This window comes from Phormidium sp. FACHB-1136, assembly GCF_014697375.1.
GTDB lineage: Bacteria > Cyanobacteriota > Cyanobacteriia > Phormidesmidales > Phormidesmidaceae > Nodosilinea.
On the sequence record NZ_JACJRS010000051.1, the window covers coordinates 1 to 23879 of the forward strand.

At 50.7% G+C, this 23879-nt stretch carries 10 protein-coding genes; 4 read left to right on the top strand and 6 right to left on the bottom strand.

Annotated features, from left to right (window positions below):
• The first annotated feature begins 123 nt into the window (after positions 1–123).
• Entirely contained in the window at positions 124–2703 is a 2580-nt protein-coding gene (locus H6G62_RS15705) for a hypothetical protein (protein WP_190496808.1), read from the top strand.
• A 36-nt stretch (positions 2704–2739) separates the two neighbouring features.
• Here the strand turns inward: H6G62_RS15705 and H6G62_RS15710 are convergent, their stop codons facing one another.
• The 6 genes from H6G62_RS15710 to H6G62_RS15735 all read right to left on the bottom strand — a co-directional run bounded on the left by H6G62_RS15710 (position 2740) and on the right by H6G62_RS15735 (position 10002).
• The gene (locus H6G62_RS15710) at positions 2740–3327 is read right to left on the bottom strand and encodes a hypothetical protein (protein WP_190496810.1); all 588 of its coding nucleotides are present in this window, start codon (positions 3325–3327) and stop codon (positions 2740–2742) included.
• A gap of 45 nt (positions 3328–3372) precedes the next feature.
• Entirely contained in the window at positions 3373–5280 is a 1908-nt protein-coding gene (locus H6G62_RS15715) for a GUN4 domain-containing protein (protein WP_190496812.1), read from the bottom strand.
• A 74-nt stretch (positions 5281–5354) separates the two neighbouring features.
• Positions 5355–6044 carry a hypothetical protein gene (locus tag H6G62_RS15720; protein WP_190496814.1) on the bottom strand — a complete coding sequence of 230 codons (690 nt, stop codon included), beginning with the start codon at positions 6042–6044 and terminating at the stop codon, positions 5355–5357.
• A gap of 457 nt (positions 6045–6501) precedes the next feature.
• On the bottom strand, positions 6502–7134 hold the full coding sequence (locus tag H6G62_RS15725) for a hypothetical protein (RefSeq protein WP_190496816.1): 633 nt from the start codon (positions 7132–7134) through the stop codon (positions 6502–6504).
• A complete protein-coding gene (locus tag H6G62_RS15730; RefSeq protein WP_190496819.1) occupies positions 7131–7670 on the bottom strand; it encodes a hypothetical protein in 540 nt (179 codons plus the stop codon). Before H6G62_RS15730 ends, H6G62_RS15725 begins: the two co-directional genes overlap by 4 nt.
• Positions 7671–8598: 928 nt before the next feature.
• Positions 8599–10002 (bottom strand): alpha/beta hydrolase, encoded by a 1404-nt coding sequence (locus H6G62_RS15735; RefSeq protein ID WP_190496821.1) that lies wholly within the window; start codon positions 10000–10002, stop codon positions 8599–8601.
• A gap of 1556 nt (positions 10003–11558) precedes the next feature.
• Here H6G62_RS15735 and H6G62_RS15740 point away from each other — a divergent pair.
• From H6G62_RS15740 to H6G62_RS15750, 3 genes are all read left to right on the top strand, one after another.
• The gene (locus H6G62_RS15740; protein ID WP_190496823.1) at positions 11559–17321 is read left to right on the top strand and encodes a P-loop NTPase fold protein; all 5763 of its coding nucleotides are present in this window, start codon (positions 11559–11561) and stop codon (positions 17319–17321) included.
• 632 nt (positions 17322–17953) lie between these two features.
• Entirely contained in the window at positions 17954–20770 is a 2817-nt protein-coding gene (locus H6G62_RS15745; protein ID WP_190496825.1) for an MAC/perforin domain-containing protein, read from the top strand.
• A 27-nt stretch (positions 20771–20797) separates the two neighbouring features.
• The gene (locus tag H6G62_RS15750) at positions 20798–23695 is read left to right on the top strand and encodes a D-Ala-D-Ala carboxypeptidase family metallohydrolase (protein ID WP_190496827.1); all 2898 of its coding nucleotides are present in this window, start codon (positions 20798–20800) and stop codon (positions 23693–23695) included.
• The last annotated feature ends 184 nt before the right edge of the window (positions 23696–23879 follow it).

The window sequence follows — 23879 nt, forward strand, 5'->3', positions numbered from 1 at the left end:
AAGGCATTCCGTTCAAGGATGGATACCGGATGGATGACAACCCCGATGTGACCCAGATGCAGGACGCCGCCTAGATCCTAGCCATACACCAGATTTGACAATATCTCAGGCATTCACAAAGGGGTGCTGGATAAGTTTGTGCCGCGAGGCGAGTATGAGCTACCCCAGGCCGTCATCGGCAATCGGGAGAATGCGTGCCATCGGCTGTACCGCAACAGTTGGCAGTTCACAACCAGCTTCAGCGCTGAGGCCATTGAGCAAGACTTTGGCCCCGTGACCCAGGCCGCCGCCGAACGGCTTAGGGTCATCCAGAGTGACCCGGTGATGCTCAAACGCCATGTCATTAAGCTGTACCACCAAAGCCAACACATTCTCGAAGGCCGTGATGAGGGCAGTGACACCTACCATGACCAAGACGTGGATGAAGGTCAGGGCGAAAACCGCGAAGACCCAGTCATGATCCAACTGCTGCGCAAAGACAAGTTAGGCATCCTCAATGCCACGCCCAAGGTGCAGGACTACCAACGGTCTCGCCTCCAGCGGGCCTGGAAAGAACTGGCCATCAACGGCGGCCACAAGCACCAATCCTCTAGAGCGGTGCCGTCGCGGGAGTTAGCCCGTGGTGAGGTCTGCATTCCAGGGGTGCCCGATGGCGAAGTCATCATCGTCACCCGCTCGCCCATCCCTAGCCGAGACAACATCCGCAAGTACGTCAACAACGCCACGGTCGAGCGTCTGCAAAACTACAGAGGCTGCATCTGGATGAACGCTGACGATGCCGCTGAATACCACCAGGGCGACTTTGATGGCGACCAAATGCAGTGGGACTTGGCACGAGATTTACCCAATATTGCTCAAGAAGTCAAATGGGCTGGGGAACCGGGGGACTTCAAGGGCATCCAACAACGGCCCAAACAGCCCTACGTCACCACCGACCTGAGCGTTTACACCGAGGATCGTGAATCGCTTAAGCAGGCGGCACCGATTATCCGTGGCTCTGTCCTTGAAGGAGCCTTGGGGGGAGAGCACAACAAAGTGGGTCTGGTCGCTAACTGGATTGGCCGGGTTCAGTCAGCCCAACCGAATGAGCAAGACCGACTCACCCATCAGTCTATGGAGGCCTTTCACACCGAAAAGCATGACCTCCTAGAACGCTTGATGGGCGCACTTCAGGTCGAGGTGGACTATGGCAAAAGCGCAGAACGCCTGGAAGACATCGAAGAAATTGGCGGCGAGACCCTGATTGCCGACGCTCAAGACTGGACAGAGGCTCACCCGGTACCCTTCTTTGACCACAAAAAAGACCCTGACCTGTATAAGCACGTCCTACTGCCCGATACGGGCTCTGGATCTGCCGTTGAGGTGCTGCCGCGCATTACCAACCAAGCCTGGGCAGCGCTACCCGTCGGCCAGAAGGAACGACGCTACTTTCAAGCCGTCCTACACAGTGAGGAAGAACGAGCGGCGGCCTTGACCCATCCCCTCTATCCCATCATTGAGGAATCGGCCCTGGCCTACAAGGAACAGTTCAACGCCCTCGTGGCTCGCAATATTAAGGAGACGCTAACCGCCCAAGAATCGGCCAAGCGCATCGGGGCGTTCTACCAACACTGTGACGAGTTTGTCGCTCAAGGGCTGGGAATTGAAGGTCTAGATGCTGAAGGCATTGAGGAAGTCAAAGACCTGTTCCACCTGGCTCTCTGGAAAGTCTGTCACACCTCGGAGACCCACCATGACAAGCGGCCCCTCGAACCCGGTGGCGAGATTGATGAATGGAGCCAACGACAGCCGATTACCTTTGGCCCTAAACCGCTCCAACTCCACAAACAACCGGGCCTAACCGAGGTGGATGTCGTCACCGCCCCCTTCGGTGCCAAAACCGAGTCTGTCAAACGCTATCTCGACCAAAACAACGTCACCTACACCGCCTACCAACAGGCCAAAGCTCCGATGATGGACTTTGTGCTGGCCCCATCCACTCCCCAATCGGTGATCCGTTACCTCGAAAACCAACACCCCGACCATCGTTCCGTGCGCTTTGATGGGCAGGTGAACCGACCCGCTGACTATGACAAATGGTCGATTCCACGAAGTCGTTCTGGGACAGGCTCTCTGACCTACAACGTCTGTGTGCCGCAACTGTTGGCTGCCATAGAGCGTCAACAGCACCTCCGTGAGGGCATCCAGGCCATGGGGTTGCGCCATGGCGACTTCAAAACTCAATCACCGGGCACCAGAGCGAACATCGTACTGCGGGTGGGTCAGTTTCCCCATGACCATCCCGACAAGAGCCTCGCAGGCCAACCTTGCCTTATGTCCAACGACAAAATCGTGGGAGCCTTCCCTCAAAACCAAAAAATCCCCATCGTCGGCACCGTCTTTCGTTCTCCCGAATTGACCCTCACCGCCAACCAACAGGGCACCGTCAATGCGGTCGAAGGGGATGTCGAACAAGCCTCCATCTACGTGCCCATCCAGTCCTCTAGGGAAACCGAAGGATTTGCCGATAACCAGACCCTAGCCAGCGTCAAAGCAGTGCGAGCGGCGAAAAAGTCCGTTCGTTGTGGCGTTCCCTACCAGCCTGTCAAAGCGATTGAGCCTCCGGCGAAGGTGAAGCAAACCTCTCGAACTCGGCAATCGGCTCAATTCTCAAAACCGGCTCGGACTCCAGCCAGAGCGAAAGCTGAAATGCAGATGGACTAAACCACAGCACGTCACGGACAGCGGCTAGTTTTGACTTTATTCAGACGGCCTGACTCTGAGAAGACTTGGAGCGGGCCGGAGCCTGCTGCTCATTTTAGTGGACGCTACGGAGGCCGTGGACTTGGGAATAAAGTCGAGAATCAGGCCATTGCGGCTGCCGCTGGCGGTGGGATTTTGCACCACGCCGTGGCCCTCGTTGTCGTAGTGGGTGTGGTAAACCCAGCTTTGGTTGCCATCGGTAACCACCACCCGCAGGCCCAAGATGGCGATTTCGGTGCAGGCCATATCGGGCACATAGATCCCTATGCACCCATTCCAAATGGCGGTTTCGGCGGCGGCAAGGCGCAGGTCGGCCACGGGACGATCCAGGTCAGCGGCCACGTTTTGCAGAATCCGATCCCGCACCGCTGGCGTCAGCACCTCGTCAACATCGGCCCCATACCAGTCTTCGGGGAACTCGTCGAAGATGGGCGCAGCTATGGGATCCCCAGGCGGGGAAGCGGTGACGCCATCGGAGGATGTGACGCTATCGGGCGGGGGCGCACAGGCCAGGGCGCTGGTGGACAGGGTGCCCAGGGCCAGCAGCGTGATCAGGGTTTGGGAGAGTCGTGTGGGTAAAGTCATGGGACAACAAACGGTTAACGTTAGAGGACAGGGAATCGATGGGCCTCAGAGGCGACGTAGGAGGTCGCTATAGGGTTGCCAGAGCTGCACCCGTTGCCCCATCGCCATCAAAAAGTCTCCCCTAGGGCTGAACTGAAAGGGGCCAACCTCGTGGATTTGGGACAGCGGCTGCCCCGTCTCCACCGACCACAGGGTGATGCCCTGGCGGGGAATCGGTTCGCTTTCCATCAGCGGCAGCAGCAGGGTGCCCGTGGCTAGGGTATTGCCATCGGGGCTGAAGGCCACCCAACCCGGATTGGTGGGCTGAATATGGTGCCCAGCGGTCTGGTTGAGGGGGATGAAATGCACCGTTTCGCGGGTGGATACATCCCACAGGCGGGCGGTGGTGCCGTCGCTGGTAACGAGCCAGTGGCCGTTGGGGCTGTAGGCCAGGTGGCGCAGGGGATCGTGCACGGGTCGGGTGAGCTGCCGCGCTCCAGTGTTGGTATTCCAAAATTTGAGGCTGTTGTCGGCGTCGCCCGTAGCCAGGGTTTGGCTATCGGGGCTGAAGGCCATGGGCAGAGGCGCGATCTCGGTTCCAGCCCGGTTCACCAGGGTACGAATCAGCCGTCCGGTGGATACCTCCCAAAGCTGGAGGGTGTTTTGGTCGGTGGCGGTGGCGAGGCGTTGGCCATCGGGGCTAAAGGTCAGGGTGTGGACGATGCCATCGGCGGCGGGAATGGAGATGGTCTCCCACAGCCGTCCAGTTTGCAGATCCCACAGTTTGACGGTGTTATCGGCACTGGCGCTGGCGAGGGTGCGCCCGGTGGGGCTAATGGAGATGGCCCGCACGGCATAGCGATGGCCCTCCAGAGCGCGGATCGGTTCCCCCGTGGTGGCCGACCACAGCCGCACCACTCCATTGGACATCCCCGCCGCCACCATCTGACTATCGGGGGTAAAGGCCACCGCATTGGCCACATCCCCAACGATGCGATGGGTTTGACCCGCAGGCTCTTGAGGGGGCCGACCTTGGGGTGACGCCGCCATCGCGGGCCCTCGACTGAGGGTAATGATCCGATTGCCGCGCTGGGCATTCCATAGGGCCAGGGTGCTTTCCCCCGCTGAGGGACAGCCCGCCACATAGCTATGGCTACCGATGGCCACCACCGCGCCATTGGGGCTAATGGCCGAAGACACCGGGGTAATCGGGCACTGGGCATCGGGATAAAGGGACTTCAGATCGATGGAACGAGCCAGGTTGGGCCGCTGCCAAGACCCCACCTCCGGCACGGTCAACTCCAGGGCCGTATCCACCCAGCTATAGAGCATCGGCAGATAGTGGTGGAACCGTTCCCCCTGCACATACATGGCGTCGATGGTGCAACTGCCGCAGCTTTCCACCGCAAACAGGCGGGCAATTTGCGCCCAGTTCACCCCGGCCCAGGGCAGATGGCCCACCGGGGCCTCCAGGGAGTGGGTAATCTCCATTTCGGTCAGCCATTCCCCAGCGATGAAGGTGGGGTCTTCCCTGCCGGGGGGCCTTGTCCAGCCGACCCGATCCCCAAAGGCTTTGGCCGCCGCCGTCGAGTCTGTGGGATGCTGCGCCCGCGCCTCGGCCCAAATGCGCTGCTGCACGCTGAAGCCAAACCGTCCATCGCTGGCCTCCACCCACAACCGATCCAGGGTTTGCAACACCTCTGGGGGAATGTTGGTGGCCAAGGGCGTGCCCAAAATGTTGCCACCGGGATGAATCCAGGGATCAAGGATGCGACGGGTTTCGGCATCGGCGGCTTGCCAATCTTGGGCGGCGAGGTAGCCTTCCAGGGCCGTCACATCCATGGGCCGCGCCTGCGACCAGTTGATCTGCTGCGCCGTGGGGTCAATCTGGGCCTGGGCCACCGTGGCCATCAGCGGATGGGCTAGGGCGGCACTGAGGGCCAACGCGGTCGTGAGTTTCGTCAAAGCTTTCATGGGGCGTCTTGTCCTTTGATGAGTGGCTGGAGTGATGAAAAGGGCTGTCTCCCAAACCGATCTCGATTGCTGATTCATAGCCGCAGCCCCTCGATGATGGTGGCGAGGTGGGATTCAAAGGCGGACAAGTCCGATTCCGACCCAAACGGCCCGGAGGGATCGCCTGTGATCACCCCCGTGGCAAAGACGTAGACCCGTTCGCCATCGGTGGCCACGTAGCCCACGGTGCGTTCGCGCACAACGCCTTGGGCATCGCTGAGGGCATAGCCATAGCGCAATCCCGGCAAACGACCCACCGGAAACGGAGCGGGCAAGTCGTGGGTAAACCGCAGATGGGGATCGGCCACGGCGCGATCTTGGGCGATGGCGGATTGGTGATCAGCCACCCAGGCGTCCAAAAACTGCCGCTGAGCCTCCGGCGTGGTGGGCGCTCCCCCTTGCAAGTTCACCTCACTCAGGGGATAGCTGAACCGCTCCACGGTGCCCACAAGTTCGCCGTTGGCCTCCACACAGAGCAGAGCTGGATTTTCGCAGGGCATCACCTGCCAGCCTTTGGGGGCAGAAATGTCACCGAGCCAATCGGCCCAACTGGCAGACTGATCACGGACGGCTGGATCAGCGGGGGTGGAATCGTCGGTAGTGGGAGCCTCCATCACAGGATCTTGGGCGCTGGGCTCAGGGGGCACGGCCCCGGTACAGGCGGGCAGCGCGATACAAAGCAACAAAAATCCGGCCACCGCCGGAAGGCGTGGAAAACGTGTCATGGCAATCAGGGGGGCAAAGGACTTGGGCAAAGGCGGCCTGATACGAGCACCGTTTCCCAAATCGGGGGCATAGATATCCTGCCTTCCAAACTAGGAGAAGTTACCCTAGGGGAAGCGGGACATTGCGGAACTTCAACGCCGGAAGGGCCAATTCCTGACGCGAATGATTAAATCCTAGTGTGGGCCATGGCCAAGCGGGAACTCCCCCCGTTGCCAGAATTGAAACTGGCTGGGTTCCCTAAATCCATAAATGAATGATTGGTTATATAGTAGAATAGCGACAGCGACACTGACATTGCGCGGTTGAAATTGCGCTGTTACGCCGTTGAAATTTGGTTGAATCCCTCGTTTGATCAGGAGTTTTGCCCTGTAAATCTCCCGCTAATGGCATCTGTGGTTGTTCCGAAGATGACGCTATCACCGCGCCCGCCGAAGATATCACTCTAATTGCTGCCGATTATCGCTCCACCCAAATCGGCCTCGCATAAAACTCGCCGTCACCGGGTTCTAGCTGAAAACCACCCAGCAGCAGCCCTAACCAAACCTGCACCAGAGGCCATTCAAGCTGAGCCTGGAGATGGCGCACCTCGATAGCCTCTGGATGGGCCTCAAACCAAGCCCGGATCTGCTCCACCCAAACGCCCACAGATTCATCGTAGGCCACGATAGCCTGCTGGGCGGCCTCCATCTCATCCACCATCGCCAGCAGGGTGGCCTTGTCTACGGTGGCCACCACCGAATCTTCCTCGTGAACCCGCTCAGCCTTGATGCGCTGCCGAGTTGGTGGCGCAACCATGTCCTCGGTATCGAACTGCTGACTGGAGCGCACCAATCCCCTAATCCAGTCTTGGGCCAGGGTCGGATCTTCAGGATCATAGACCGCTTGCCATTGCTCGAATAGGGCTTCTGCTTTGGCTTGGTGCAGAGTCGCCAGTCGTTCAATCACTGCCCCCCCAACCGCCAGTTGTTCATGCCAATCCAGACCAACTAAGACAGGTTCAATCGCCTGCCAAAGCTGACCTAGGTTCGTGGTTTCTGGAGCAACTAAGGCGGCATCGAAGGCTATCTCTAGGGGCGAGGGTGTCATCACGTTGCCGTCACCACCAGTTCAGGCACAGCGGTTGGGTTGGAGGCCCGCAAGGGACACCCCTCAATCGGGCATTCGGTAGGCTCTAGGCGAATCTCCGCCTCGAATTGATGAATCTGGGGATAGCGCTGGTGAATTTCATCGAGCACCTGCACCAGGTACTGCTTCAGCCGCCGCCCCGTGAGGCCCGCGCAGTGTATGGGGCTCACACTCAATAATTGTTGGTCGCCCTGCCAAACCGAGGCCGCGACGGCATGGACAGGACTATCGGCTCGTTTAGCTCGGTAAAGGTAGAGATAAGCCGCCGGGGGTAAGTCCACCTCAATCTTAAGTTCATCCACCTTGACCTGATGCTGCTGGGCTCGGTATTGCTCTCGCCGCTGCACATTCACCTGGCCCCGATGACGGTAGTGGGAGCGACGACGATGGCAGCGTGACGCAATCCAGCAATTATCGCCCCCAGGGCCATGGCGATGCTGGGCTTCTTCCACCGAAAGCTGGGCGCAGGCGACACATTTTGGGTCAGGCTTGCGGGGCATCGGCTGAATCCCTTGATTTGTCTAGGGGTTAGGCCACATTGACCCCTCCGCGTCATCCTAACATTATGTTGCGTAATTCGTAGTGTAAGTCTAGGCAGTGTGCCAGCACCCTCAATTAAGACAGAATGAGTCTAGTGATAAGAATCGCTAAAACCCTTGAAAACTCGTTGTTTTTGATTGAGTGGTTGCTTTGACCGCAACTATTCAAAAGTCATAAAGCCTTGATTTAGAAGGATTCTTAGCATTTATCAAAATCTGAAGACTAAGACTGGACTAAGATGGCCTAGGCTCAACCTTGGCTGTGGAGTGTGACAATCACAGGTGAGATTGAACCAGGTGCGAGAAGGCGAGTGCTGAAACGGGGTTTTTGGCTTAACATCTCAGACTTTTGGGCTACTGTTACGACCGCCAAAAGGCCCCAGTTCGGCTGCCAGGTCACCATACATATAAATGGGGTGATTGAAGCGTAGCTGCAACGACGTGCAATAAGCTCAAAACTATTGCTGTATAGGCGTTTCAGACGGCAGTTTTTCCAGGCCAAAATCTACACAGACTGGCTTAAGCATAAGTTCAGCTTATAGCTATTGATGCTGTTTTACGCTCACTGGAGATGTAACTCCAATGGGGCCGAATGAGCTGAGAGCCTTGACGCCGTTGATCTATGCCCACGTCAATCCTTACGGCATTTTTCGTCTGGATATGGCGAAGCGGTTGCCGATTGTGGCGATGGCCAGCTAAGCCGTCCCTCGACTAGATCACCCCCAACAACGGGGGTGATCTGCCCTGAAATCAGACCCAAACAGCCACGATCCAGAGATAAGCTTAACTTATTGAATGTCGTAAAGTCTGAGGGCATGGGACGAATCCAATGTCTTATTGCACTTCGTTGCAGCTATGCTTCAATCACCCCTAGCAAGAAGGTTATGCTCTATTGATCTGGAGAATTGCTGGGTTCATCTGGGCTGCGGTAGCTGAAGATTTTATCGGCTATTGTTTTAACCACGCCACGGGTGTCGAAGTAATTACCGTGGTCGATCTGCATGTTGGCTAAGGTGGAGGCATTAAAGGAGTAGAGGTTAGGAGGGGCGACTGGGGGAGCTGGATTTAGCCCTAGGCTGTCTTCCCAGCGGTTATCATCCCATTGGTTATCGTCCCATAGCTTGCTTTCTCGCCGATTTTCCATATTTCGGCCTACGATGAATTCTTTGACAGCCCCCCTTCGCTCTCGAAGTTCTTTTTCAACTTTGGAGGCTTTTAGGGCTTGATCATGGCGAGAATAGAACAGGTAGACACCACCTACTAGATGAAATAGTCCTTCAAAGAATGGGCCAATGTAGTAAACCTTGTCTTTTTCTGGATCACTGTCTTGATTCTTTCCTGGTTCTGCTTCTGTTTCCGACGGTTGGTTCAAATCTTTAGAGATCTGTTCACTGTCATAGGTCGGCTCGCTGTCTTTGTAGCACTTAGTGACTTGACGGCGTTCAATATCAGGGGCCAGCATGAAGTAGCCATCTACAAAGAATTTTGTTTCGCCACCATCGATGCCCCGATAAGAGAGTCGTGCCTTTTCATCTTTAAGTCGTGCCTTTTCATCTTCAAGTCGTGCCTTTTCATCTTCAAGTCGTGCCTTTTCATCTTCAAGTCGTGCCTTTTCATCTTTACCCCTATTGCCTTCAGAACTAGCATAGGGAGAGTATTGCTTTTCCACTAGGCCCTTAAGCATATGACAGGTCAAAAAGTTCCCCATGCTGTGGGCAATGATGAAGACTTTGACATTTGGGTTTGGGTTAGCCTGACGAATGGCATTGATCATGTTCGCAAGGGCTGGGGCTGAACTAACGGCTTCGATGCGGTCGGAGGAATAGTCTAGGACGCTACCGTTAGCAGGCCAGGAAAAGCCCACCATGGCTGTGAGGTTATTCTCATCATTTTCTAGCTGTTTTTTTTCTTTTTCAAGGGTTGGGTCAACAATTAGGTTTAATCGTTCTTCGAGTGGTTTTTTTTCGTCAACCTCTTGTAGGGTATCTGCCAGAATAGAAAATGAGGTTAGTGCACCATGGAGGGGTACATTAAAGCCATGTATGCCAATAATGATTCGTTTGACGGAAGGCTTACCTAGGAATTTATTGAATATATCGCCAGTAGAATCTTTAACTAAAGATTCTACTGGCATGTGAGAATCTTTAGTTTCTGCTAAGTAATAGGACATATAACGCCTGGAATCAATCCAGTTATAGCCACCCTTTTGCATTTTTAATCTTTGCGCTTGAGTAACATCACGAGCTAAGTTATCTCGATCTCGGTTGGTGGCAAAATAGCGAATGTAGGCCATTGTCTTTCCTTATTAGTTATTTGGGGTGGGTGAAGCGATGGAACGATGACTCAAGCTGAGTTTAGTCTCTGTAGGGTGGATAGCGGCATGGTACAGAAACAAAACTTGAGGAAGGTGGGTTTGAAGTGGTGACAACCTTAGCCAGAACTTCCCCATGACTCAGATTTCCTGACTTCAGGCTGCTCTGCGTACTCATCCCTGTGGTGATCTGGCCCTACGGTGTGCCGAGTTCGATGGGGTACTGCCACTTTTGGCCCTGTACTAGGTCTTCGCGTCCTCTGGGGGGCTGTTGTGGGTTTTAGGTGGGTAGGGGGGATACCTGAGGCTAGCCAAGACCTGTGCCGATGATGGTGAAGCTGTGAGGATTGAGGTAGCAACCTGGTTGGCCTGTGGCTGTGGCTTGCGGCCAAAAATGACCGGATAGTTAAGAATCATGGTGTAAATGGGGCTATGCCCTTTAGGGGGTGGCTAAAATTGCGGCTAGTGGGGCGTTGGCGGGGCTGAGTAGGCGAAATGCGCCTTGAAGCCAGACCGATGAACCAGGCTTTGGTGTTGTTTATGAAGAGAAGGATGCCCCTATGGGTGACTCCCCCACTCCGGTAGGCCCAAATGACTGGGTAGCTGAGCGCTTAGCGGAAATTGACCGCATTCCTGATGCTTTTAATCAAGTGCAAGCGTTGGTTGAGTTAGCGTCCGAGTTACTGCCTTCTTCGGCAGAAGTATTTCAACAGGCTCTCATTGTTGCCGACACTCTTCAGGATGACTTTTCCAAAGCTAAGGTCTTAGTTGAAATCGTACCCTGTTTGCCCGAATCAGAACAACAGGCTGCTCTGGAACGTGCCCTCACTATTACTGATACCCTTCAGGATGACTTTTCCAAAGCTAAGGTCTTAGTTGAAATCGCATCCCACTTACCTGAGTCTGAGACAGTTTTTTGGGAACGCGCCCTCACCATTGTCGATACTATTCAGGATAACTCCTCCAAAACCAATACTTTAAAAGTCGATGCTTTAATTGTAATTGCGTCTCGTTTTTCCACCTCTAACATCGCTTTGCTAGAGCGTGTTCTCACCTCTGTGGACACCCTTTGGAATATCTCTTCCAAAGCCAACGCTTTAATTGTAATTACGTCTCGTTTATCCCCCTCTGACACCGTTTTGCTAGAGCGTGTTCTCGCCTCCGTGGACACTCTTCTGTCTGCCTTCCCCAAAGCTAAGGCTTTGAGCGCGCTTGCGTCTCGTTCGCCCGTCTCTGAGACCGCTTTGCTAGAACGTGTTTTTACCTCCGTTGACATCCTTCGGGATATCTCTTCCAAAGCCAATGCTTCAAATGGGCTTGCGTCTCGTTCGCCCGTCTCTGAGAGGATATTGCTAGAACGTGCCCTCATCATCGCCAATACCCTTCAGGACGCCGCATCCAAAGCCAAGGTTTTAAGCGCAATCGCGCCCCGTTTATCTGCATCTGAGAGGATATTGCTGGAACGCGCCCTCACTATTGCTAACACCCTTCAGGATGGCTCTTCCAAAGTCAAGGTTTTAAGCGCAATCGCGCCCCGTTTGCCTGCCTCTGAAACGGCGTTGCTGGAACGTGCCCTCACCATTGCCGACACCCTTCAGGATGGCTCTCCCAAAGTCGAGGTTTTAAGCGCACTTTCACCTCGTTTGCCCGAACCTAAACATCGGGTTGTTCTGGAACGTACTCTTAAGATTGTGGACACTTTTCAGCATGACTACGACAAGGCCAATGCCTTAATTGCAATTGCGCCCCATTTGTCCAAATCTGAGACGACGTTGCTGGAGCATACCCTTACCGTCACGGATACTCTTCAGCATGACCACGCCAAAGCCTTGGCTTTGAGTGCAATCGCGCCCTGTTTGCCCGCCTCTGAGACGGCGTTGCTGGAACGTGCCCTCACCATTGCCGACACCCTTCAGGACGCTGCCTCCAAAGCCTTGGCTTTAAGCGCAATCGCGCCCCACTTGCTCAAACTTGAACATCGAGCTGTTCTGGAACGCACCCTCACTATTGCTGATACCCTTCAGGACGTCTCTCGCAAAACCGAGGTCTTAGTTGCAATCGCGCCCCACTTGCCCGCCTCTGAGATGGCGTTGCTAGAACGCGCTCTTACCATCGTCGATGCCCTTCAGGATATCTCTGCCAAAACCGAGGTCTTAGTTGCAATCGCGCCCCACTTGCCCGCCTCTGAGATGGCGTTGCTGGAACGTGCCCTCACCATCGCCGATACCGTTCAGGACGTCTCCGCCAAAGTCAAGGTCTTAATTGACATTGCGTCCCATTTGCCCGAATCCGAACATCGGACTGTTCTGGAACGTGCCCTTACCATCGCCGATACCGTTCAGGACGTCTCCGCCAAAGTCAAGGTCTTAATTGACATTGCGTCCCATTTGCCCGAATCCGAACATCGGACTGTTCTGGAACGTGCCCTTACCATCGCTGATACCGTTCAGCATGACCAGTTCAAACTTATTGCCTTAATTGACATTGCGCCCCATTTGCCCCAATCTGAACGTTGGGCTGTTCTGGAACGCGCCCTTAACGTCGTAGATAGCTTTCAGGGCCTTGTCAAAGCCGAGGCTTTAAGCAAAATAGCACCCCACTTGCTCGCCTCTGACCCGGCGTTACTAGACCGCGCCCTCACCATCGCCGACACCCTTGAGGATGATGGGGAAAGCGCTGAAGCCTTAAAAGCCGAGGTCTTAATTGAAATCGCGCCCCGTTTGCCCGAACCCAAACATCGGGCTGTTCTAGACCGCGCCCTCACCATCGCCGATACCCTTCAGCATGACCAGAAAAAAGCCAATATCTTAATTACAGTCGCACCCCACTTGCTCGCCTCTGAGACGGCGTTACTAGACCGCGCCCTTACCATCACAAACACTCTTCCAGATGCTTGGCCAAAAGTTCAGGCCTTAAGTGCAATTGCACCTTACTTACCCGCCTCTGAGACGGCATTGCTAGACCGCGCCCTTACCATAGCCGATACCCTGCAGGGTAACATCTCCCAAGCCCTGGCCTTAAGTGCAATTGCGCCCCGCTTGCCCGAACCCAAACATCGGGCTGTTCTGGACCGCGCCCTCACTGTGGTGGACAACTTTTATGGTTCCATCCACAAAGCCGCGGTCTTAAGTGAGATTGCGCCCTATTTACCCGAACTCAAACATCGAGCTGTTCTGGAATGCGCCCTCACCATCGCCGACACTCTTCAGGATGACTGGGAAAAAGCTAAGCTCCTTGGTGTTATTGAACCGCAAATTAGTCAAAGTAACCTGAAACATTTTTTAGACGCGACATTTAGCTTACCTGATGCAGCTAAATGCCTTGCTTCTCCAGCTATTCGTCTTACCAAAGACTTTCTACAGCTTTACCCCAGCAATAAACACTCTACCGCCCTCAATATTGTTAAACATATTCCTGACGATGCTGATAAAACCAAATTTCTCAGCGCCCTCATCCCTCGACTTGTCTGTGGCTTACTGCCCAATGTCTTACGCCTCATTCAAGAAGAATTCACAACTGATCGCTACCGCACCGAAACCCTCAACAACCTTGTTGCCTACCTCCCCACAGACCAAACCCCAGACGCGCTCAATCTCATTGAGCAGTCCATTAAAAATCCTTACTACCAAACAGCAGCTCTAGTAGAGCTTATTCCACTCTTACCCCTTGAGTGCTGCAAAGCAGTTCTAGATTTACTTGAAGCCAAAATTGCCCTACCCCAGTACCAGGCCAGCATTTTACAGGCCATTGCCAAAGCCTTAACCACCCCAGAGCAAACAGATAAATTAGCCTCAGCCCACGCTGACACGTCTCCAGAGGCAGCACACGCCGATGCGACCTTCCTCACGGATTATCAACACCTAGTTAGCCGTACCCTCAAGCTTACTTATCAGTTGAAAGAGCCAAAACGAGACGACTTTTCTTTCGAGCGGGTCGCCTCCAGCCTCTTCAGCCAGCTTGCCCCCGTGCTCAAGCACCTAACAGAGCCAGAGCAGACAGCCATGTTAGATGCGGTCAAAGCGCTTGAAGACCCAGGCTATCAAGCCGCTGTATTAATTGCCCTAGCCCCTCACTTTAACGACTTCGTCCCTTCCCTCTTAACAACCTACACAGGCGACAACTACCGTAACCTGCTCCACGTCAAAATTCAGCTCGCCCTCACCGACACAACCAATTTCCAAGCATTGCGCCCCATTGCCGACCAACTCAGCAACGATAAAACGCCCTACATCAAAAGCCCCTACCGCAACGCCGAAGCATGGGTAGAGCTTGCCAGTCATCCCGCTGGTAAAAGCCACCAAACCAAAGCCCTACGAGCCATTCAAGAGATTCAAAACAATGTCTACTTGCAGACCCAATATTTACAGCGATTAATCCCTCACCTGGCCTATCAGCAACGCCTCGAAGCCGCCAACATCATTCACGACATCAGTGACCCGTACCACCGAGCCAGCATCCGCGTTGCCCTCGCCCGCAAATTTCCTGAGTCTGAGTTTTTTGAACCAGCTCGCGATGGTGCCTTGGCTCTAGAGACCACCGTCCAACAAATTGAACAACTCAGCACCCTGGCCCTCGACATGCCAGAACTGCTACCGACCATCATCCAACGAGTCGAAACCGCTGATACGTCAAAGCATCTTGATCGCTACGGCATTCTCACAGCCCTCGCTCCCCACCTCCCCATGCGCATCAACCGGGAAGTGAAGCGAACCTGGTGCCTCAACAACACCATTACCGACGACCTTTGGGATCGCGCCCTATACCTCCTCGCCCGCAGCTACCGAGATGCCCTAACCGGAGGTAGCCTACGCAACGAGTCGGCCCAAGACAAAGACTATCTCAACCTCCAAGACGAGATCAAAGCCCTCGCTCAGTTGCTGCTCATGCGCGACCTAGAGCCACCCATGGCCGTCGGCATCCTTGGCGGCTGGGGCGGTGGCAAGTCATACATCATGCACCTCATGCAGGCGCAAATGACCGCCATCCGCAGCCGCAAAGTTGATGTAGATGTGGAAGCCTGGAAAGCAAACCCCAACCACGAAAAGCTCTCCCCCTACGTCGGCCACATTTACCAAATCAAATTCGACGCCTGGACTTTTGCTAAGTCAGACCTCTGGGCCAGCCTGATGCAGACCATTTTCTTTGAGCTCAATCGCCAAATCAGCTTAGAGCAGGAACTACAGGTATTTTTTGAGAAAAAGGGCATAGACCCCTACACCGTCAATTCTAGCTACGCCGGAATTTGGCAAGCGCTCTACAAAGCCAGCGACGAAGACCGCAACTACTTTCTGCATCAAGCGCTCAACCTTGAAGACCTAAATGAGCTCAAGCAGGGAGAAGATATTCAAAACAGACTTAACATTGCTGAGAACTTGCTCTGGAGTAAGTTTGGAGAAACTAAAGAGCAATCACTCGCAACTCTTCAAGAAAAAAGATCTGAACTTAAAAGTACTGAAACCGAACTTTCCAAGAGTCAAGCAACTCTAGAACAGCGGAAACTCAATTTAGAGGCAGATTACCAACGCAGTCAACAGGAATTCGCCCAGCAATTTCGGAAAATACCTAAAAGTAAACTCGAAAAGGTTATTAATGATACCTTAGGCGTTTCAGGATTAATACTCACAAAACGGTTAGGACCAGAGGCTTTTGCAGACCTACAACAGAAAATTATTCAGAAATTACCCGAAGATGTCGATATAGATAATTTGCAAACCTTTAGCACAGAACTTCGAGAAACTGTTGCCAAAGTTCTGGAGAGCAGTAAAGAGGAAGATTCCTTCCCATTCTCATGGGCAGCTATTCGGCAGTGGATCAACAAAAACCTAACCTTCTTACTGATTTTTAGCTTGTTTGCCCTAGCTTCGATTGCTATGCCAATCTTAGTGGCAAAAATAAATCCTACAGCGTTAGTGCCACAGATTGTGGCCTTCATTACGCCCCTACTTCCTGCCGTTGCCATAGCCCAAAAGCTGTGGCGATCAGCCCAAAAGTGGCATGACCAAGCTAGACAAGCCCTGGATGATTACGAAAAACAAATTGCCACGAACTCCCAACGGTATGTAGAGCGAGAGACTCAAGAGTGGCTGAAACAACAGCAGACGCAGGATCGACAGGCTGCTATTGCCGATTTAGAGCAAGTAGTGCAGGAACTCGAAGCTCAGAGGCAAAAGTTACAGACCACTATTCAGGATATCGAAAAAGAACTGCCTGAAAACCTTCCTGCTTCTTTAGCCGACTACATTACCAACCGCATTCAATCGGGCACCTACGATAAGCAATTGGGTCTCATGCACCAGGTCAAACAAGACCTGACCAATCTTAGTCGCAGGCTTCTCCCCCCGCCCATGGGCTCGATCACCACCAAAGAATTTGAGCAGCGAATGCAAGATCTGAAAAAGGTTTTCCCCCGAGGCCCCGCCCGCGTCGTCGTCTACATTGATGACCTTGATCGCTGTCCCCCTGATCGCGTTGTACAAGTCCTCGAAGCGGTGCAGCTTTTGGTCAAAACCCCCCTCTTCATTGCTGTACTCGCCATCGACGAGCGCTACATCACCCGTGCCCTAGAACAATTCTATAAAGGTGTCTTACTCCGCCACGGCAGCCCCTCCGGCACCGACTACCTCGAAAAAATTATCCAACTCCCCTACCGAGTGCGCCCCATCATGGCCGACACCCTAGAGACCTACCTGCGCTCTCAGGTCGTCATCCAAGACAACGCCACTGGCAGCACCAAATTCAGCGAATTTAGCCGTCAAGAGTTCAAAATGTTGGTCGATTGTTGTCAGCAGGTCGATCTTTCTCCCCGCACCCTCAAGCGCCTCACCAACGTCTACAAACTCTTCAAAATTGTTTGCCGTACCCGAGGCACCAAAACCACCCCCCAGGTACAGCAAGCTATTTTAGCGCTACTCGCTCTCTCCGGACGCTACCCCAACCTCATGCGAGGTGTCTTTGAAACCATTGAAACCTGCTTTGAAGAGCAACGCGACAAAGCTAAAGCCCATGCCATGGACTGTGATAATGCTAAACAGTTAGGAATTGAGATCTCCCAACTAAAGCTCAAAACTCTTCACCTAGATACTCCGTTAAAAGACTTCTTCATTCATTGCCAGTTGTCTACCCATGACCAGTACCTAGGCCTTGAGTTAAGCAAACTCCAGCATGATGCCTTAAGAACTGACATCTTACCTCGCACTCTCACCCTCAAAGATATTAGCCATGAGATTTTTAACCTGATCCGCTCATTCTCCTTCGTAGGCGAAATCGGCGAAGACCCCAACGACTATCAGTTTAATAGTTAGTCCTAGAGGCTATAAACTGTCTGCGGCTACGGATGAAACTTCTCACTCTTAGCCGTTTAGAACTAGATAAATAGTATGGATTTTGCTTTTATCACTCATCAATCATGTAGAGGTGTCATAGTTCTTAAAAAAGTTAAGCCGATACAAGTCCACTCCAAAGCCAACAAGGCTTCTATCTCCATGATGCCCTTAATCAAGCTGGCGATTGACCATTAGCTCTAGTGATTTACATATAGAGCTAAACTAGAGTATCTTCCTAACCATTAAGCTTGTGCGACAAGGTTAAGAATTATGATAAATAGAAGCCTTTGACTAGAAAATATGACTACTTAGGTGCCATAATAAACCATTATTAAACAAGCATCATTCGGACTCTATCTCTACTGTTTTTAAAAGAGCAGCTTGTCTAACATTGAGTCTTTGTTACTCAGGCTTTGTATGCTATTTATTTTGTCAACGGGACTTCCCTGATTTTATAGAGAAATCATGATGAAAAAATAAGAAAGACTTGTTTTATAAGGCAAATTATAAGTTTTATAGATGTTCAAAATGATTCTGCTTTAGGTTCCTTGGTTCCTGTTGTAAGTCTATCAGAATACTCGCCTCAAAAATAGAACGGATGCTTAAAAGTGATGTACAAACGATGGAGAGTTTACAGTACCTTCCTAACCAGTTTAGTTATTGGGTTTGTCTATACCATCATCCTAAGCCGATGGCAGTCATCTAGTAGTAGCGGTGCCTCAACTATTGGATTGATTGAATGGAATGTTTTAATTTTGGCCTTCTCCGGCATCCTGGGCGGGGTGATCTACTCCGTTATGGTTGATGGTTCTATTGAAATGCCTCGATTCCTTTCTAATCAGGATGAGACGTTTAAGGCTGGAATCTTTGGTGATATTCTAATTGGCATTTCTGGAGCGTTTATTCTCTATTCTTTGTTGCCTCCTGATGTAACAGAACCAGATGTAGGCAGGATAAGTAATACAGCGCTGGCAGCAACTGGCATTATCGGTGGTTATGGCGGCAGGGCAGTTCTTAAATTTGCTCTCAACCGATTCTTTAAAGATAGTCAGACCTTCTCTGGAGAAATGCCTCTCAATACTCAACTAGCTACATCTGATTTGCAAGAAGATTTACGACAGGGTACAGTCAGCTTAGCCCAATCTTTGATTGAGAAGGTTGATCGCTACATAGAGTGGGGGGCATCTGATTCTGACTTGGTCACCTTACAACAGGATGTGCGCGAGGCGTCTGTAGCAGTGCGTGGGCGAGTCTTTACCGCTCTTGTTGATTTACATCAAGCAGCATCACAGATTAAACTCACTTCAGAGCAGTTGCACCGACTGATTTCTGTCTACCAGGCTTTGATCGCTAGCGAGCCCAAGAACGACGTCTATTTTGGGCAACTTGCTCTCGTCTATCGAGATAGCACGCCACCTGACCTTGCCCAAGCCCTGGCTTGTTTAGACAGGGCAATCTCTCAACGGGGGCCACTTGCCATCGGTAAACCCTGGCAGTATGAGTTAAATCGGGCGGCGATACGCATTCAGCAAATCTATGCAACCACGCAATCCTATGACTTTTCAGATCTTGAACAAGAGTGGATTCTAGCAGATCTGCTGGCCATCGCCGAGGTCTATAACCTTGAAACCATCTTGCAGGCGGCTCAAGCGGATCAAATTCCCCAAACGATACAGTCTTGGTTGCGTTACCACCAAGACTGGCTGACTGCCCGTAGTGATACTAATCTATTGGTTCGAGCGCTGGGCAACACACTCGGCTTTAATGCCGAGATTAAGGAACGGCTGACACATCATCAATCAGCCCGAACTTCTGGGTCTACCTTTAATGCCCAAAATACCCTAAAGGCAAACATTGGTGAAGCAGAGGGTAGCGTTGTGGTTGAGGAGGGCATATTAATAGGATCCCAGCCAAAGGAAGAAAGTAAACAAATTACAACAGGAGAAACCATGACTTCTGAAATCCAAGACTTTCAGACACCAGATAACCCAGATGGCAAAGCCTTTCCTGCCATCTACTCTACCCTTGGGAGATGCTATGACATCCTGACCCTCGACCCGTTTGACATCAGCCATAGCGCCAAAGGTCACGAGATTTTCAAATTCTATCCGGGCGAGGCCGATAAAACTGAGGACGAAGATCAACGAGTGATCGTTCCTCGACATGCTCGATTCATTCCTGGTTCTAAAGGGAGCGTTAGTAGTGGAAGTACAACCAACATTCTCTATACCGAAGCAGACATGCAACGGATGTATGCCAGTGTTGTAAGCGGCATTGTAACCCGTCTAATGGGAGTATTTTTACCGTTTAGTTTATCTGGCAGCTATCAGAACTTTAGAAAAGAACGCCGTCAAGAAAAAAGCATTTATGCCTTTACCCGAGCTGAGTATGTACACTACAGCCTAGAACTCAGCCCCCACATCTGGGCCAAGCTTCACCTTAACCCAGATTTCCAAGCGGCAGTAAATCAACTACCAGCAGAGTATAAAGAAGTAGAGTATGAGCGATTTATTGAAGAGTTTGGCACTCACTTCTCGGTTCAAGTAACCTTTGGCGGCGTGGTTTCCCAGCGTATTCGCCTAAATGAGTCAACCTATGCTGCTGTGACCCAAAAAGGAGCTAACCTAGAAGCTGAGGCTAAGAAAGTATTCAAAGCCAAATACTCGAAAGAATCAGAGAGTAGCACCTATCGAGAAATTCAAGAACATTCTGAAGAACTCGAATTCTCTGGTGGAGAACATCCTGCTAATATTCATGACTGGTTCGCAACAGTTAAATCAGATCCAGCGCCAATTAAACTAGAGCTTGTGCCGCTCTATGAGTTGCTCATACCAGATTACTTTTCAAAGGATGCATCTATTCTCCAGAAACAAAAATTTCTAGATAAAGCAACTCAAGTCTATGTAGAAAGCAAATCTGAAAAACTCGATTGGGAACCGTGGTACAGCATTGCTGCTGGTGGCAGTGGTGGATCAGAATTCTCAGACCTTGAACCATTACCCACCCAAGGAGACAATTACCAAAAGCGGTATCAAGAGGCTCGAGTCAAAGAAGTTAGAGTATGGATTGGAGCCTGTATAGATGCAGTTCAAATAGTCTTAGATGATGAGAGTTCTCCTTTTAAATCTCATGGCGGGTCTGGGGGTAGTATAGATGTTTTAAAATTAGGGTCAGGTGATTATATTACTGGAGTTGAGATAACGGTAGGTTCCATGAAAACCTTTGTTTTTAGTGGTGAGCCATGCGTTACCTCGCTAAAGCTATTTATGAACCAATCCCATCCATGGACTGTGGGCAATCACAACTCTCAACAAGCTATTCGATTAGATGTTCCATCTGGCTATCACGTTATAGGGTTTCACGGACGCTCTGGAAAATATTTGGATAGTCTAGGTGTGATCTCTATACCTATGCCAGAGAACGCTTAAAGATACTTATCTCAGGAGTACATGACAATGAATGATGAACAACGCAAAGCTCGAATGGAAAGATGGAATGGTTATCGTTCTGCTGCTTACCAACGTTGGCGAGTTTATAGTACATTTTTAACTGGTTTTCTAATTGGCCTCATTTATGTTGTTGTCATCAGTGATTGGGGTGAGGAAAATATATTGTTGTGGGGAATTATTGATCAAAGAAGCCTTATCTTAATGTTCTCAGGCGTCTTAGGTGGTGTAATCTACACTATTTTGATTGATGGACACGTTGAGATGCCTAGATTCGTAGCGAATAAGGGAGATAAATTTGAGGCGGGTTTATTTGGCGATATTCTGTTAGGTATTGCTGGGGCCGTTGTGCTGGACTTTTTAACCCAGGCAACACCACTGAATGCCGTTGATAATATTCAAGTGGCTGCGCTTGGGCTTATTGGTGGTTATGGCGGTAGAGCAATTTTGCAATTTGCTCTTAACCGTATGTTCTCAGACATTAATATCTTGGAAGAAGATAGACAGAAATACCTAAAATTAGCCTATCAGCAGAAAATAGATGCGGTGGATAGTCTGAAAATTATTGATCAACTCAACAAGCATATCCAGAATGGGTTAACGAACAGCGAACTAACAGAACTGACGACAGCAATTAAGCAGGCACCTGCTGACATTAGGAAGCAGGTATATGAACTAGCGAAAGATTGCCGCCGTACAGCTAACCTATCAGATCTGACCAAGCCCCGAGTTGAGAGAACGATTCCTATTTTTGAAGCGCTAGCCGATAGCGAACCTGACAATCATCAATACTATGCTCAGGCTGGTTTTGCCTATAAAGATTGTGAGTTGCCAGATCTATTCAAGGCGAATCAGTATTTAAGTAAAGCAATTGAAATAAGAGGAGATCGTTACCAGGCTGAAACATGGAAGTATGAGCTCAACCGTGCTGTTATTCAAATTCAGCAGGAGTATGAAAATAAAGGAACATATGATTTTTCTCCTGCCATCAATGACCGTATCATTGGGGATTTACTGGTAGTTGCAAAAATCTACAACCTTCCGAATATTCTCAAAGCCTCAGAAGAAAAGAATATCCCCATGCCAGTCTGGGAGTGGATGAAAGCGAATTGGGATAATTTAGAAGATCGTGAGGATACAAAAGAACTTGTAGCTAGTCTGGCTTCTGCTATCAAAGGAGATGGCTCAGACGGTTCTGAAGATACTCCACCATTGGCGGTTCCAATTTATCGAGAATGGATAGTAGCTGTTAAAGATACTTGGCTAAAGAAGTATCCTAAGCCATCAGATTCACTTCCATCTGATGAAAAGAAATTTTGCACTGTTGGAACAAAATATCCAATTGAAAGTTTTGAAGTAGCTTCAAACAATCATCACAGTGTCAAGTTAGGGCACGGTGCCGGAGATTGGTACATCTTTGATACTGATTTGGACGATCACTGGAAGAGAAGCTGGGAGAATGATTCAACTGATTCAGAAAAGGTCGAAGTAATTAGGGGTTTAGTCATGAGTAAAAATCGCAGAAAGATTGACAGAGCAAAGTTCTTTGAAAAGTACAGAGAAACTTTTAAGCCGATTCTTTCGGGAGAACAAGTGAGTACCTTCGATGCTATATTTGAATACTGGGATAATAGTCAATACACAGATCTTCGCTGGTTAGCTTATGCGATGGCAACGGCCTATCATGAAACAGGAGGACGTATGATTCCTGTTCGAGAGGGGTTTGCTAAATCTGATGAAGGCTCCATAAAAGCAGTTAGAAAGTTATTTGAGACAAGACGGATTACAACGGATTATTCAAAACCTCATGCCAATGGAAAAAGCTATTTTGGTAGAGGTCTAGTTCAAATAACTCATGGGGATAACTATAAGAGACTTGGTAAAGCTCTCGGCATGGGGGATGACCTTTACAATGATCCTAATTTGACCTTGAAGGAAGAGATCGCCGTCAAACTCTTATTTGCGGGAATGGTTGACGACTTATATAGACCAGGACACAAGCTTTCTGTATACTTCAACTCTTCTAAGGAAGATTGGTTTAACGCTCGTGAAATCATCAATGGCGACAGAGATATTGAGTCTGGAGGCCAGAAGATTGGTCAACTTGTAGCAGACTATGGTAGGAAATTTTACCAGTGCTGTCAGTTCGCAAAAATTGATGAATATTGGATAGAAGCTGTAAAAGACACATGGCTGAAAAAAGAACCCACTCAAGCTGACACGCTTCCTGATGGAAAGAAAAAGTTCTGTCAGGCTGGAATGCGATATGAGGTTGAAAGCTACGAGCGAGCAGAAGAGGGCCATTTTTTTGTTAAGTTAGCCCATAACGCTGGTGAATGGTATATTTTTGATTCAAAGACCGCAGATCATTGGAACACTACTTGGGAAAATGATCATGACGAATCAGGCGAATCAACCAGTACCAAAGCAGAAGAAAAAATTGAAAGTATCAAAATAGGGTCTGCCGGAAAACAGCCTGTTGGAGATAGATTCACAAAAGATATGTCTTTTGACACTTTGATTACTCCCCACATCACTTATGGGGAATTAACAAAGTATCAGGAAGCACGAAGATTTATTCATGACTACCAATGCAAGACGGCCTATGAACTGTGCTTATTTCTAGAAAAGTGTCGTGAACACTTTGGAGGTAAACCATTAATTATTACTTCTGGACATCGTCCTGAGCCGATTAATAGACAACAAGGAGGAGCAAGAGATTCAGAACATCTTTATAACCATCCTCAAAAGGGTGCGATTGATTTTTATATCAAAGGTGTCAATATGTACGACCTTCAGAACTGGTGTCTTCAAAACTATAACGGCAGTATTGGCAAAGCAGCTCATAAAGGTTTTATTCACATAGGAGTTAGGCCTGGCCCACGACCACAACCATGGAATTATTAGAGGATATTTAGAAAGCATCAATGGGCACACACGAATCCGGATCACAGAAAAGGCTTCGTCGGTATTAGGTTCAAAGTAATGAACACTGTAGCCCCTTGGAAGCCATGACAACAGTATATTCCAGCAACCTGACCCGTGACTCGACTCCCCCTATAAGTAGCGTCCCTGCATTTAGGCGGATCGG